The following is a 14,873-nucleotide window of genomic DNA, read 5'->3' on the forward strand; positions in this document are numbered from 1 at the left end:
TCCCTCCAAACATTCCTGTAAAACCTTAAATAACCATGACGGCTTATTTCTTATTATATCAACATAAATTCCCTTTAACATTAGCATTTGCATGAATGTTGTAGAATGGATGTGTAAATAAAATTTTAGGAGGGAAATACTTGAATCAATTTATTAAAATTAATGGTGCGCGTGAGCACAATTTGAAGAACATTTCACTTCAAATCCCAAAAAATAAGCTCGTTTTACTAACAGGACCATCAGGTTCCGGAAAATCAACGTTAGCATTAGATACCCTTCAAAGAGAATGTCAGCGGCAATACATGGAATCAATGGGTATGACAACAGATGCTGTCAGTAAGCCCAAGGTAGATTCCATCATTGGATTGTCCCCTTCAATCAGTATAGGTCAGCACATCACGAACCGTAACCCTCGTTCAACAGTTGGTACCACGACAGATATGTACACCTACTTACGTGTGATTTATGAAAAGCTCGGAGAACGTCATTGTCCAAATTGCCATAACATGATTCCACCCCGATTTGATAAAGAAATGTATGAGGAGGATGCTGGTTTTAAACAATTTATTGATTGTCCTCATTGCAAACAACGGTTAGAAAAATTAACACGCAGCCATTTCTCCTTTAACAAACCAGATGGAGCCTGTCCTGCCTGTGATGGTCTAGGAAACGTTGCTGAGCTGGATTTCACATTTGTTTTTGATGAGGAAGCTAGTCTAAATAAAGACTGTGTCCGGATCTGGAAGGGCCAATTCCGTGAATATCAGTTGAGCATTTTAAAGGCAGCAGCTCATTATTACGGCATCCCCCTCGACCTTAACTTACCATTGAAGGAGTTTACTGACATACAAAAGGATCTTTTATATTATGGCGTGGAAAGTGAAGTGTTCACTGCCTATTTTCCAAATAAAAAGCTTCCAAAAACGGTTAGTCAGGGTAAATTTGAAGGAGTAGTGACAGGGATTTGGAGAAGATACCGGGAAAAAGGCGGTCAGTCTGGTGAAGCTCAATTATTTACCTCCAAAGTATGTCCAGATTGCTTGGGAGATCGGTTAAGAGATGAAAGTCGTCAAGTCGTCATAGCAGGAACCTCAATTACGACTCTGACAAAGTGGTCTCTCGAAGATATTCTCCTATGGATCCTTGAGCTTCAGCAAACGTTATCTTCTGATAGTATGCACATGGTTGAAGCCTTGCTGCACGAATTAAAAACAAAAGTAACCCGGATTATCCATGTTGGGTTAGGCTATCTCTCATTAGATCGCCAAACCATTACTCTTTCGGGCGGAGAAGCACAGCGATTAAGATTGGCAACGATTCTAGGGTCCGGCTTGACGGGTGTCCTTTATATTCTTGATGAACCAACAGCAGGGCTGCACCCTAAAGATACGCACGGGCTGTTGAACGTTATGAAAGAACTAAGGGATCTTGGAAATACGGTTTTAGTGATTGAACATGATGAAGAAATGATGCGAGGAGCAGATCATATCATTGACATCGGACCTGGCGCTGGGAAATACGGCGGAACAGTCGTTGGCGAAGGAACTGTCCAGCAGCTAATGAAACAGGATCAGTCGATTACAGGTGCATGCTTAAACAACCCACTGAGCTCCCATTTCAATCGGCGTACCGGTAATGGGCAATTTTTAACAATTCACAATGCAACGAAACATAATTTAAAAAATATGACTGTTTCCTTTCCGCTTGGCACCTTTATTTCTGTCACAGGTGTTTCTGGTTCTGGAAAATCGAGTTTAGTTTTTGATGTCCTTTCGTCTGGAAAAAATAGACCCGCTAATGGCTGTGATCGGATAACCGGTTTTGAATTTATTGAAAGCATGATTACGGTCGACCAATCACCGCTAACACGTATGCAGCGATCAAATGTCGCAACATATACAGATGCTTTCACATTCATCCGAAATCTTTTTTCTTCCCTGCCTGAAGCGAAGAAAAACAACTTAAAGCCAAAGGATTTTTCCTTTAACACCCCTGGAGGAAGATGTGAACATTGCCAAGGACTAGGGTTTGTGACAACAAACATGCATTTCCTGCCGGATCTAGAGGTAAAATGTCCGGTTTGTCATGGAAAACGATTCAAAGACTTCATTCTTGCCATTACTTATAAAGGGCAAAGCATTTCTTCGATACTTGATTTGACAATTGAAGAAAGTCGCATTCTGTTTAAGGATGTTAAAAAAATCGGACCGATTATTGAGGTCTTGTGTGAAGTAGGATTAGGCTACCTAAACTGGGGACAATCGGTGACAACTTTATCCGGCGGGGAAGGTCAGCGGCTGAAATTAGCAAAAGAATTATATAAACAAAATGCAAACCATACCCTTTATCTGCTCGATGAACCGACAACAGGACTTCATCCATCAGATGTAAACAAGCTGCTTCATCTCTTAAACAGATTGGTTGATGCCGGCAACACGGTTATTGTCGTAGAACATACATTGGAGATGATCCGGGCTTCAGATTGGGTAATTGACATTGGGCCAGAAGGCGGAGCAGCTGGCGGACAAGTTGTTGCCGAAGGGACTCCTGAGCAAATTGCTCTTGCTAAAGAATCACATACTGGAAAATTTTTAACCTTTACCTAACAAATTGAAACTTAACAGCTTCTGGTTCGTATAGTGGGCCAGGAGCATTTTGATCGCTTAAAAGGAGCTGAATTCATGGAAATTGAACAAAAAAAGGCACGAAATCCATTTATCAACCTTATTCTATCCACCAACATTCCTAAGCTTGCCTTAGTCATTGGGCTCATCGGAAGTTTGCTGACCACACTCTCAGGACTTGCTATCCCGCTATTAACGCGAGAAATGGTAGACGGTTTTTCAACAGAAGCACTTAATACATTTCTCATCACCGTGATCATTGTTGTGTTTATTTTACAAGCCGTGATCGACGCGGTTTCCATGTATGCCCTTGCCTACGTTGGACAAAAAATCGTTGCCCGGCTCCGTGAAATAATGTGGTTTAAGCTTTTGCGCCTCCCTGTTCGATATTTTGACGAACATACAAGCGGGGAAACGGTCAGCAGGGTTGTCAATGATACTGGGATCGTAAAAGACTTAATCTCACAGCATTTCCCGCAATTTATCGGCGGAATTATCACGATCATTGGTTCTGTCATCATTTTGTTTATTATGGACTGGAAAATGACGCTCCTTATGTTTATTGCTGTTCCTCTTTCCGTCCTCTTTATGGTGCCGCTTGGAAGCAGCATGTCAAAAATCTCCCGCAACCTGCAGGATGAGACGGCAAGCTTTACAGGAAACGTACAGCAAACCCTTAGTGAAATCCGCTTAATGAAGGCATCCAACGCAGAAAAAACAGAAGAAAAAAAAGGATCAGCTGGCATTCAAAAGCTTTTTCTTTACGGTTTAAAGGAAGGACGGATTTTCGCCCTCATTGCTCCTCTCATGTATCTTGTCGTTATGGTCGTGATTGTGATCATTATTGGCTACGGAGGAATTCGGGTCGCTGAAGGCACAATGACCACAGGCTCTCTCGTTGCCTTCCTGCTTTATCTGTTTCAAATCATTTATCCCATTACGTCATTCACCATGTTTTTTACTCAGCTGCAAAAGGCAAAGGGAGCAACAGAGCGGATTATTGACATTTTAGAGGTAGATGAGGAAGCCGGACAGGAAGGAAAGGATATCGATATATCCAATCAAGCCATTCATGTTGCTGATGTCTCTTTTTCCTACAGTAAAGATGAGCAGGTATTAAAAGACATTTCCTTTAACGTACAGCCTGGAACGATGGTTGCTTTTGCCGGTCCAAGCGGCGGAGGGAAAACAACGATGTTTGGCTTGCTCGAACGCTTTTACGAACCAACCTCTGGAGAAATTCTTATTGGGAGCACCCCGATCAGTAAACTATCCATGTATTCTTGGAGAAACCAAATTGGCTATGTCTCACAAGATAGCCCATTGATGGTCGGAACCATACGTGAAAATTTGTGCTATGGATTAGAGGATCGCGCCGATATCGATGATGACCGTTTATGGGAAGTAGCAAAAATGGCCTACACCGATCAATTTATTAAAGAGTTTCCAAAGGGTCTTGATACAGAGGTAGGGGAACGCGGAGTTAAGCTGTCCGGCGGTCAAAGACAGCGAATTGCCATTGCCCGGGCATTTTTAAGAGATCCAAAAATATTGATGATGGATGAAGCAACAGCTAGCTTGGATAGTCAATCAGAAGGAATCGTCCAGCAGGCCTTAACACGATTAATGGAAGGGCGGACCACCTTCATCATCGCCCACAGGCTATCAACCATCGTTCATGCTGACAACATTATCTTTATCGAAAAAGGAAGAGTTACCGGCTCTGGTACCCACCATGATCTCGTAAAGTCTCACGAGCTTTATAGGGAGTTTGCCGAACAGCAACTAACTTAACCTTCTTATACTGAAAAAAAGAAGCCCACTACAATGTTTAAAGGGTTCCTTTTTGAGATGCTTTTCTAAAAAATTGTACTGAATTGACAGTCGTTTTGGCATTAAATGAGCATATAAAAAACAAAACTCGCCATAGGATTGGCGGGTTTTCTTTGTTTTTTAATTCGGAACAACTTAAGCTACCTGTTACTTGAATAAGAAATTACTTCTGGTTAGCAATCGCTAACGTTACCATTCGAAAAACGAAGTAAGAAAAGCCACTTAAACCTACGATTCCTAATAAAGTTAAAAAAGGTACTTGTTCAGCATACAGCATACCTATACTAAACATAATAAAACAGAATATTGAACCTACAATATTTAGTAAGATTTCCTTTTTAATTATTGTTTGCACCCTCCCTATCCAACTTTTGCAACCCGTTATTTGAATAAGAAAACAGGCTCGCCAAAACCATCCTATCCTCAACTTACACACCCGTCACTTAACAAGCATTTGTTCTAACTCATCTTTTTGGCGCAAATGATGACGAAAATGCATACCAACCAAATCATACCATTCCCTTGCATTCAGCCATCCGAACCCTCCATGCTCGACTTTATAATTTGGGTTTATATTATCCACTTTCGATTCCCATTGGCTCAACCTTAGAATTATTTGATCCATTCTGTTGATAAGATCGCCATTGCTATCTGAATTATTAGGTGGAGTATTTAGTACATCAGGTAATTTAATTTTAATTGGCGGAAACCCTCCGATCTTATATAAATGCTCACCAAACTCCGTTTTCCCAAGAGGTTGTTCATCATTTAAGGTGGCACATGTTTCCATATTATCAAGATACTCATGGGCAACAAGGATTAAATGGTCATACATTTGCCCAATAGACCAAACCCCATCTTCAGATTTATACCTTAGCTGTTCCAAAGAGTAATTTTGAAGCTCGTTTTTGTAAGTATTAATCAGTTTAAGTTCGCTCAATTTAATTCCTCCTTTGTATTAATTAACTTAATCCACCACGTACAATACCGTTGTCATCCTTAATGAATAAACCAATATCTTCGTATCTACTTCCAAGATCTTCTGGAAAGCTGAAGAAGGAATTTTTATCTTTAATGTTTAATTTTTTTTTTGATTTATAAGTTACAGGAACTGCATCCTCTATACTCGAAAACTAATTGTTGGGCAATTGGATGCCACGCCAGCCGCTTACATCGCATTGGCCATGTTCATTATCACCCACTGCAACCACCGTGCCATCCGATTTAAGACCGACGGTATGGGCACAACCCGCCGCTATCGCCACAATATCGCGCCAATCACTTACATTACATTGGCCATACTCATTCCAACCCACAGCGGCCACAGTACCGTCCGATTTAAGGCCGATGGTATGTTTACTACCCGCCGCTATCGCCACAATACCGCTCCAGCCGCTTACATCGCATTGGTCATGTTTATTTAAACCCACTGCCGTCACCGTTCCGTCCGATTTAAGACCGATGGTATGAAGATAACCCGCAGCGACCTCCACTAAGTCGCGCCAGCCGCTTACATTGCATTGGTGATACCGATTATTACCCACTGCCGTCACCGTTCCGTCCAATTTAAGACCAATGGTATGCCAGTCACCCGCAGCGACCGCCACAATACCATCCCAGCCGCTTACCTTGCATTGTCCTTCATTATTTCGACCCACAGCCACCACCGTGCCATCCGATTTAAGCCCAATGGTACGACGCCAACCCGCCGCAACCGCTACAATATCGCGCCACTCGATTACATTGCATTGGTCATGCTTATTCCAACCCACTGCCGCCACAGTACTGTCGGATTTAAGTCCGATTGTATGGGCATTGCCCGTGTTCGTCGCCATATGAACATTACCAGCCGCGACCGCCACAATATCGTGCCAGCCGCTTACATCACATTGGCCAAATTTATTATTACCCACAGCCGTCACCGTTCCGTCAGAATGAAGCCCAACGGTATGACAACGACCCGCCGCTATGGTATCTTTAGGCCACCGTTTCACCTTTAACGCCGCTTCTTTCGGTGAAATGTAATCCATGTTTTACCTCCTTGAAAACGAGTCCTATTTTTATTGTATCACTTTTGCTTGTTATTCTAACCACTTGAAGAAGGATACGGGCAATAAAAAAACCCCATCCTAGAAGGACAGGTTGCTCACAGTTATGTAACCATTTCATTATGATAAAAGATTTATTTAAAAACCCCAAAAGGGACATGGAAATAGGAAATCAGAAACGAAATAATAAAAATCGAAACAATATAAGCACGTACTGGATAAAATTGATGGAAGGCGATTACTGAGAACATCACGATATCAAATAAAAACGAATACCCGATTCCCCACCCATGATCATATGTTATTCTGCCGGATTGATCTAAAACAAACTCAACAGCTATGTAAATGAAGGACCAAATGATAATATAAACGATTCGCTGAAACCATTTCGAAGGAAAATGGGACAAAAAAAGAAAAACACTTACCGGCATGGTAATAACTGCGTAAATTATGACGATCATTTTCACGCTAAACAACCAATCAGCATGAAATTCCCATAGGTTATATTCTTGCACGATATATTCATATAGCAAACCACAAGTAGCGATAAAAAACATACTTGAATGGTATTCTTTCCAATCTTTCCAATTTCCCCACCTTAAAGAAGCCAAAATCGTTAAAAACGTGATTGCAAGATGCATACTCATTATCCCTTCATTAGGCTTTTAAAATAGTTTCTCCCAATCATCATATTTTTATTGTTAATAATGTTGATTTATTGGCAGGCTGCACAAAACAATTCCACTTGCATACCATATGCCTATACAATCTGACTTAAAGTGGGTGCAAAAAAATTATGGTTTCCTATATGGATTACACATCTCCCTCAACACAATATACGTTTGACATCAATAAAAGTCCCTTGTTCAGAAAAGATCCTAGAAACTATATTAATGTACTAGGAGTAAAGCAGCTAAATACATTAGAAAATGTATCTCTGCTTGATATTTTTCTTAGCACCAGCAACATCGTTGAGCCTCATTACCACCAAAACGCAGCCGAACTCGTCTATTGTATTTCCGGTGCAGCTACGGTATCGATGCTAAACCCATTCACAAAACAAATTCTCAACTTTAACATAACCCCAGGACAAGTGGCAAACATCCCACAAGGATGGTGGCATTATGAAATAGCGACTGTTGATAACACTCATCTCTTAGCCATTTTCAATGCACCAACACCGGAGGTCATTTTAGGATCAGATATTTTAAAATTCACCCCGGCAGCTATTATGTCACATACTTATTCCATGGATGAAGACCAATGGAAAGAAACGGCAGCACCTGTCACTCCTTCAACCTATATCGGTCCAGCCAAGGATTATCATAAAGGAAAGAAAAGTTCGTCTTATCAACAGTCGACTCCATATTCGTATTATATTCAGCAGTATCAGCAATCGCCTTATTTTCAGAAATATTGAAATTACAAGTAAACTCTTGTGTAAATAAAAAGCCGTACCGTTTTCCCCCTTTGGATTTGGATTTTTAAAGGGGTGTTTTTATTGTGCTAAGGAAAAAGGAAAAGCACAACTTAGTTGGGGGATTTTTCCAAGTTGAGTGACAATAAAGTTGTTACACCGAAGGCCATTTAATCTAAATAACTGGATATATATGTTAAAATAGAGAAAAAGATATCCTGACTTAAGTAAAGGGCAGGTAATGGAGGGGATAGTAATGGCTAGGTTTATTGATGATTTAGCTGGGGCAATCTATGATTTCTTTAAGTCTATTTTCACTAGTATATGTTATCTTTTTGCAGGGATGTTAATTGTTGGGGTTCCGCTTTGTCTAATTGCTTTCGTATTTAAAATGTTTAATTAAATGGTGAACTTCTTTAAAACAAAGATACGAAATACATACTTGACATAAAAGCGACATTTAGAAAAAGTCAGGTGCAACACCTAGCATTTAGAAAGTTGGTTTACTTTTCGATTGGTTTTTATAGCTATAGATATAAGAATGGCACTAAAAATACTTGATAGTAAAGCTGAGCCAATTCCCATCCAAATAATTGTCAGAAGTTTTCCTTTATAATTTGCGAACATATGCGATCTCCTTTTATTTATGTTTTATGTATAAGTGCTCGTAGTGTATTTTTCTTTATACGCCATATTAAGTATTCGATCTGTTCCTAAGACCATAAAAAGCCTCCAATCATTAAGGCTATATACAATTTAGTGTCTTGTTGTGTTCTAACTTCTCATGTAAAAATGCCGCAAATAATTGCAGTTAAGACGTGAACTAATGGAATAAACTTAACAATAGGTCACACCAACTTCCAATTATATTTATTTCTAGTATTGATTAAGATTATTTAATTATACAGAAATCACAAAGAGAAAATGATCAATGTTGTACCTCGTTCATAAAACTTGTGAGTAAATATAACACCTGGATCGATGCCATGCTCGAAAGCGCATCATTCGACACATGCCGTACCTGTTCCTAATGACCTAAGTTTGATGGTATTCTGTATAATCTAACTGGAAAGGAAGAGAATGCTTAATGAATATTACTCCACAAGAAGAATCCCTGATTAAAGCTTTCCGTGAGACTGACTTCCCTCCTTTATTTGTGCTCATACGAGTCAGAAATGATATTGCAAACGATATTGGAAATATTGAAGAGAGCCAAAGAGATGTTATTGTTAAAACATTAGAAAAATACATCGGCCCACTATGGGAAGACTATCATGATGGGAAATCACGAAAAAGGCTTTAAATATCGTAAAATTCAAGTTTGTGAGGCGTTTTTGATCAAATTTTATTTCAAAGCAACACCTTGGTCTCTCCCAGAAGCGGACCAAGGCTTTTCATTTTTATAAGAGGTTCTATCTAAAAAATGGAGATCAGCTCTTTTGTATAAGGATGTCGTTTAACTTCAAATAATTGATCATGATGGAATTGGTCAACAAGCCTTCCATATTTCATGACCATGATTCGTTGACTCATTTCGCTGACAGCAGCAAGATCATGAGAAATAAACAAATAGGAAAGGTTTAAGATGATGCGAAGCTCTGTCAATAATGAAAGCACCTCCCCTTGGGAAATCACGTCAAGGCTTGCTGTCGGCTCGTCCAGAACGATGAGTTCAGGTTCAATGCTAATTGCACGAGCGATCGTTACACGTTGCCTCTGCCCGCCGCTTAATTCATGAGGATATCGATTGGCCAAGCTAGAAGGCAGCCGGACAGCTTCAAGCAGCTGCTTAACAAAGGCATCCTTGGAGGTATAGGAAAAGTAGCCAAGGTCCAGTTCTTTCCTAAACTGGCCGTAAGGATCAATGAGTGAATCCTTTATTTTGAGCTTTGGGTTTAAAGCAGCCGAAGGATTTTGAAAGACCATTTGGATCTTTTTTCGATAAGGATGCAGCTGGCGCTCATTTAGGTTCTCAATTTTCTGATCCTTAAAGGAGATCGTGCCGCTGTCAATTGGTTCAATCCGCAGCAAGCAACGGGCTAATGTGCTTTTACCACAGCCGCTTTCACCTACAAGGCCAAGACATTCGCCTTTTTTTATGTGGAAAGAAACGTGATCCACGGCCGTTTTTTCAGCTTGATATGATTTTGTCAGTTTATCAACAGTAAGCAGGTTCATCTTGTTTCGACCTCCTGTAAACTTGGTGGAAGTCGATGACAAAGCGTAGGCGCAGCTTTTATCATCTGCTTTGTATATTCATGCACTGGATGTTCAAGGATACGGTGTTTCTCGCCTGATTCAACAATTTTCCCTTCCTTCATCACCGCTAAACGAGTGGCATAACGCCTGACATGGCGCCAATCATGGGTAATGAAAAGAATCGTACAGCCTGTTTCTTTTTGCCGCTTCGTGAGTAAATCTAAAATCCTGTGCCCGGAAACACTGTCAAGGGCTGTGGTGATTTCATCGGCAATTAATAAATCCGGCGAAAGCAAAAGAGCCATTGCAATCGAAACTCGTTGAAGCTGTCCGCCACTTAATTGAAACGGATAACGGTTGTATACCGTTTCGTCCAGCCCAACTAATTCAAGCTCTTCCTTCGCCTTTAGCCTTCGCGTTTTACGATCAAAAATCCCGTGGGCTTTCTGGTATTCATCAAAATGCTGGCCAATGGTTCGAAACGGTGTAAAAGAGCCATGGTAATCCTGAAAAATATAGGTCAATTGTTGACCGCGGATTGAGCGCATCTGTTTCCGCGAAAATGTGACTAAATCCTGCCCGTTAAAAAGAATGTTTCCCTCTATTTCCAAATTAGGAGGAAGCATTTGTCCAATTGCCTGTGACAGCAGGCTTTTTCCGCTTCCGCTTTGCCCGACAAGTGCATACCACTCTCCTTTATGAATCGAAAGGGACACATTATCAACTATTTTCTTTTCTCTGCTGCTAATGGATACTTGCTCAATGGATAACATCATTTCTGTATCTCCTTCTTCACATCAAAATGATCACGTAAATAATCTCCAAGCATATTAGTTAGAAGGACAATAATGACAATCGCTAAACCAGGAAAAATCATTAATTCAGGTTTTGACTGAAAATACGGACGTGAGTCATTTAGCATGGCTCCCCATTCAGGGGTTGGGGGCTGTGCTCCAAGTCCAATGTATGATAAGGAAGAAATGAGCAAAATAATTTTCCCAAGATCAAGACTTGCCAGAACAAGAACATGCCCGATTATATGCGGAAATAAATGCTTACACATGATTTTACTTGATGATAATCCGTTAATCTTTGCAATCAGCACATACTCTTTTTGCGATTCTGATAAAACCGTACTGCGAACAAGTCGGGCATAACTTACCCATTTGACCAGCACAATCGCAAGTACAAGATTGCCGATACCTGGCCCAAGCAGACCACTTAACACAATAGCAACTATCGTATCCGGGAAAGCTAAAAATCCATCAGCAATCCGCATAAAGATTCGATCAGTTGCCCCCCGTTTATATCCTGAAATCAGACCAAAGGGGATTCCAATGATGAGAGCAACGAGCAGCGCCAGCAAGCTATAACCAACTGTCTGCTGACCTCCTAATAGGAGCCTGGTCAGGACGTCCCGGCCAAGATGATCTGTTCCAAGCGGATGTTGAAGGCTAATTCCCTGAAAACGTTCACCAAGATTGGTCACCATTGGGTCATATCGCAAATAAAAAAAAGCATAAAATGAAACTGCCAAAACAAAAAGGATCAGTATCAACGCAAGTGTCCCTTGCCAAATCTGCTTTTTTTCCTTAGGTAATTGCATAGAAAGATCTTTCATTGATTGCTCCCCCTTTCTTTTAATTTCATTTCTGGATTTAGATATCGATAAGATAAATCAACACATGTATTCACAATAAAAACAACGATAGCCATAATGAAAATATAGCCCTGTATGAGCGGATAATCCCGTTGACGAATCGCATCAACGACCAGTTTTCCAATGCCTGGATAGGCAAATAAAACTTCGATCACGACAACTCCGCCAATTAAGCTTCCTAAGCTTACGCCAAATACCGTAATTACAGGAGGAAGGCTGTGCCGAAATGCATGAACGAAAAAGATTCGCATTTCTGACAATCCACGGGCTCTCCCCGCCCGGATAAATTCCTGGCTAAGTGAATCAAGCAAGCTGGAGCGTAGCAACCGGACATAAACACTCGAAATCGCTAAGCCAAGAGTGAGCGATGGTAAAACTAATGAGACAAATCCATCTCTCCCCATGGTTGGAAACCAGTTGAAACGCACACCAAATAAATCGATCAAAATAAGACCAAGCCAAAAGCTGGGGATCGCCGCCCCAATAATGGACAGAATTCTGCTCATCTGGTCAATCCAGCTATTCCGGTAAAGGGCCGATAAGGAGCCTAATGGAATGGAAACTGCCAGCATCACGATCAATGAACCGATCGCCAGTTCAACTGTAGCAGGAAGCCCGGTAAGGATCATCTCCATCACAGGCTGGCCCGTAACATACGATTGACCGAAATCAAGCTGAAAAAATGCAAGAAGCCAATGCCCGTATTGAACGAGCAGCGGCTTATTAAACCCCATCTCTTCTCTTAGTGCTTCCACCTGCTCCTGACTGACAGACAGTTCATCAACGTTCAGAATCGTCAAAACAGGATCTCCAGGCGCGAGCCGGATGAACAAAAAGCTTACAAAGGTAAGAAACACCATAAAAAAGAAAACCTCAAGAAACTTCCGGACAAGAATTTGAACCATTTACTTCACATCCAGTTGATTTGTTATCATGTAATATTCACTTCGCGTCGTCACCCAGTTCTTCACTTTTCCCTCGTTATAAGCAACGATTGTCGACGGATGTAGGATAAATGAATTGATGACATGGTCATTTACATAATCAGCTGCCTGCTCCGCAAGTACAGCTCGATCTTCTTGGTTGACTGTTTGATTAAGCTTGTCAATAATCGCAGTTAATTCCGGGTTGCTTGCTCCGCTAAAGTTGAGAGCTCCAGTTGGATGGTAGGTTGCATTTAAATAATATCCCGCATCTCCGCGCGGCGCTGTCAGATTACTATAAGTAGCCAGATCCCAATCGCGGTTTGATGCCATATATTCCTCAGGAATGTCGATTTGTCGGATCTCAACATCAATTCCAATTTTTTTAGCATCTGATTGAAAAATTTGAGCAATTAACGGCAAGTCTGCACGTGCTGAATAGGTTAGCAACGTAAACGTAAGCGGCTCTCCATCTTTTTGCATCTTCCCGTCTTTGAGCACATAACCCGCCTTCTTTAAATACTCAATCGCGATATCTTCACCCGATGGACGTTCTTTATAAGTTGGTGCAAATGGAAGTGAAGGCAGAAATGGACCTTGTGCAGCTTCAGCATGCCCAAGCAAAATTGTACCGACAATTTCCCCGCGGTTAATCAACGCATCTACTGCCCGACGCACATTGACATCCTGCAAACTTTTGCGCTCCATATTCATGGTCATTTGATGGACACGGAAAGTCGCTGTGGACTCAACTTTGATGCCGTCCATTGCTTCTAATGATTCAAGGCTTTCGACCTCTGGACGATAAACAATATCCACCTGTCCAGACTTTAAGGCAAGCGACCGGGCATTAGCATCCTCATTAAATGAGAAGGTGACAGAATCAAGCTTTGAGGCCCCGTCCCAATAATCATCATACCGTTCGAGTTCAAGCTTGCTTCCAGGTGTAAATGCCTTCAGCACAAAAGGTCCTGTACCGACTGGTTTATTAACAAAATCCCCTTCTGTGACATCAATAATTGACACATTTGGGTTCACAAGCTCTGATACAAACTCTGGAAACGGTTCAGTTAATGAAATATGAAGCAAATAACCCTCTGCGTCAATTTCATCGATTTTCAATACATGCTTGATCGCAACACTTTCCTTAAGTGCCCGTTCAAGAGAGGCTTTTACTGCTTCAGCATCCATTTGCTTCCCATTATGAAAGGTCACATCTTCACGGAGTTTAATCGTCCAATGCTGCCCATCCTCACCTTCCCAGCTTTCCGCCAGCCAAGGTTCAATCGTTAAATTTTCTTCATCAAGCCGGACCAGCGTTTCCGTTATTCCCGCCCGTAATGGAACATAGCTTGAATCAACATGGGGATCGAGAGAATTCGTAGAGAAATTATACAGAAAATGAATATGCTTACCTTCTCTCTTCTCTTCAGTACTTATCGATGTATTCGCACATCCGCTTATTAAACCGGCTATGATTGATAAGATCCCCAGTTTTATTATGTATGTATAAAAACGGTTAAAACTCATGTTTCGATTCTGATAATGAGCTGCTTTCAAAATGACTCCCCCTTTAATACGAAATTATTACGATTTACATTTTATCGTAATCATTCCTATTTGGCAAGATTAATAATTTTATAGATTCATTCTTTAAATGAAAAGGCTTTTGACTCTGTCGGCGGATTCTGAAATATATCGGCGGGTTTCTGACCTTCTGTATTAAATTAATTTAAAATGAAATAGACTATATTGGGGGTATGCAAATTGACTAAAATTCTTATGCAAATAAGCAAATTATTTTTAGGAATCGTTTTTTTAGTTGCAGGGATAAACGGATATTTTGTCATCTTTGGTCTTGAACCGTTTATAGCAACAAGTCCTGAAGCAATGGCATTATTTGAATTGAAATACCTGTTAGTTGCAGAGAAATCGTTAGAAGTTATTTGCGGAATTTTACTTATCATAAATCAATTTATTCCACTAGCCGTAGCAATATTATCGCCAATTACAGCCAATATTTTCTTGCTTCATTTGTTCCTCGACCATTCCTTTCTTCCTTTGGCGTTCATGCTTGTCATCACTCTCGGTTATTTGCTGTTCTATTATAGAAAAAACTTTAAGAGTCTATTAGAGAGAAAACCTGGTCCTTCGTAATGACTCGCCTAA

The 14,873-nt window shown here is 40.8% G+C and carries 16 protein-coding genes; 6 read left to right on the forward strand and 10 right to left on the reverse strand.

Annotated elements, in window-relative coordinates; translation table 11 throughout:
* Positions 1-140: 140 nt before the first annotated feature.
* Together uvrA and WQ54_RS04810 are read left to right on the forward strand one after the other, a co-directional pair.
* On the forward strand, positions 141-2,606 hold the full coding sequence (gene uvrA, locus WQ54_RS04805; protein ID WP_046512884.1) for an excinuclease ABC subunit UvrA: 2,466 nt from the start codon (positions 141-143) through the stop codon (positions 2,604-2,606).
* A gap of 75 nt (positions 2,607-2,681) precedes the next feature.
* A complete protein-coding gene (locus WQ54_RS04810; protein ID WP_046512886.1) occupies positions 2,682-4,418 on the forward strand; it encodes an ABC transporter ATP-binding protein in 1,737 nt (578 codons plus the stop codon).
* 202 nt (positions 4,419-4,620) lie between these two features.
* On the opposite strand, the gene WQ54_RS04815 is transcribed toward WQ54_RS04810, so the two are convergent.
* The 4 genes from WQ54_RS04815 to WQ54_RS04830 form a co-directional block, all read right to left on the reverse strand.
* On the reverse strand, positions 4,621-4,812 hold the full coding sequence (locus WQ54_RS04815; protein WP_156177714.1) for a hypothetical protein: 192 nt from the start codon (positions 4,810-4,812) through the stop codon (positions 4,621-4,623).
* 84 nt (positions 4,813-4,896) lie between these two features.
* Positions 4,897-5,397, reverse strand: coding sequence for a DinB family protein (locus WQ54_RS04820; RefSeq protein WP_046512891.1), 501 nt, complete (start codon positions 5,395-5,397; stop codon positions 4,897-4,899).
* 193 nt (positions 5,398-5,590) lie between these two features.
* Positions 5,591-6,487, reverse strand: coding sequence for an RCC1 repeat protein (locus tag WQ54_RS04825; RefSeq protein WP_046512894.1), 897 nt, complete (start codon positions 6,485-6,487; stop codon positions 5,591-5,593).
* A gap of 152 nt (positions 6,488-6,639) precedes the next feature.
* Positions 6,640-7,152 (reverse strand): CBO0543 family protein, encoded by a 513-nt coding sequence (locus WQ54_RS04830; RefSeq protein ID WP_231597451.1) that lies wholly within the window; start codon positions 7,150-7,152, stop codon positions 6,640-6,642.
* A 149-nt stretch (positions 7,153-7,301) separates the two neighbouring features.
* On the opposite strand from WQ54_RS04830, the gene WQ54_RS04835 reads away from it, so the two are divergent.
* Positions 7,302-7,925 (forward strand): cupin domain-containing protein, encoded by a 624-nt coding sequence (locus tag WQ54_RS04835; protein ID WP_046512898.1) that lies wholly within the window; start codon positions 7,302-7,304, stop codon positions 7,923-7,925.
* A 253-nt stretch (positions 7,926-8,178) separates the two neighbouring features.
* A complete protein-coding gene (locus tag WQ54_RS34215; protein WP_197089543.1) occupies positions 8,179-8,325 on the forward strand; it encodes a hypothetical protein in 147 nt (48 codons plus the stop codon).
* An 80-nt stretch (positions 8,326-8,405) separates the two neighbouring features.
* On the opposite strand, the gene WQ54_RS33400 is transcribed toward WQ54_RS34215, so the two are convergent.
* Entirely contained in the window at positions 8,406-8,549 is a 144-nt protein-coding gene (locus WQ54_RS33400) for a hypothetical protein (protein ID WP_156177716.1), read from the reverse strand.
* A 460-nt stretch (positions 8,550-9,009) separates the two neighbouring features.
* On the opposite strand from WQ54_RS33400, the gene WQ54_RS04840 reads away from it, so the two are divergent.
* The gene (locus WQ54_RS04840) at positions 9,010-9,225 is read left to right on the forward strand and encodes a hypothetical protein (protein ID WP_046512901.1); all 216 of its coding nucleotides are present in this window, start codon (positions 9,010-9,012) and stop codon (positions 9,223-9,225) included.
* Between the two features lie 113 nt (positions 9,226-9,338).
* Here WQ54_RS04840 and WQ54_RS04845 read toward each other — a convergent pair whose 3' ends face one another.
* Genes WQ54_RS04845 through nikA form a run of 5 tightly spaced genes read right to left on the reverse strand, consistent with a single transcriptional unit; the run spans position 9,339 to position 14,234 of the window.
* Positions 9,339-10,100, reverse strand: a complete 762-nt coding sequence (locus WQ54_RS04845) for an ABC transporter ATP-binding protein (RefSeq protein WP_046512903.1) — start codon at positions 10,098-10,100, stop codon at positions 9,339-9,341.
* Positions 10,097-10,897 carry an ABC transporter ATP-binding protein gene (locus WQ54_RS04850; RefSeq protein WP_046512905.1) on the reverse strand — a complete coding sequence of 267 codons (801 nt, stop codon included), beginning with the start codon at positions 10,895-10,897 and terminating at the stop codon, positions 10,097-10,099. The genes WQ54_RS04845 and WQ54_RS04850 overlap by 4 nt, the downstream gene beginning before the upstream one ends.
* Positions 10,894-11,742 carry a nickel transporter permease gene (gene nikC / locus WQ54_RS04855; protein ID WP_046512908.1) on the reverse strand — a complete coding sequence of 283 codons (849 nt, stop codon included), beginning with the start codon at positions 11,740-11,742 and terminating at the stop codon, positions 10,894-10,896. The genes WQ54_RS04850 and nikC overlap by 4 nt, the downstream gene beginning before the upstream one ends.
* Positions 11,739-12,686, reverse strand: coding sequence for a nickel ABC transporter permease (gene nikB / locus WQ54_RS04860; protein WP_046512910.1), 948 nt, complete (start codon positions 12,684-12,686; stop codon positions 11,739-11,741). Before nikB ends, nikC begins: the two co-directional genes overlap by 4 nt.
* Positions 12,687-14,234, reverse strand: coding sequence for a nickel ABC transporter substrate-binding protein (nikA, locus tag WQ54_RS04865; RefSeq protein WP_046513206.1), 1,548 nt, complete (start codon positions 14,232-14,234; stop codon positions 12,687-12,689).
* Between the two features lie 237 nt (positions 14,235-14,471).
* On the opposite strand from nikA, the gene WQ54_RS04870 reads away from it, so the two are divergent.
* Entirely contained in the window at positions 14,472-14,861 is a 390-nt protein-coding gene (locus WQ54_RS04870; RefSeq protein WP_046512913.1) for a hypothetical protein, read from the forward strand.
* Positions 14,862-14,873: the final 12 nt, after the last annotated feature.

It is taken from the genome of Bacillus sp. SA1-12 (genome assembly GCF_000981385.1).
Classification (GTDB): domain Bacteria; phylum Bacillota; class Bacilli; order Bacillales; family Bacillaceae; genus Metabacillus.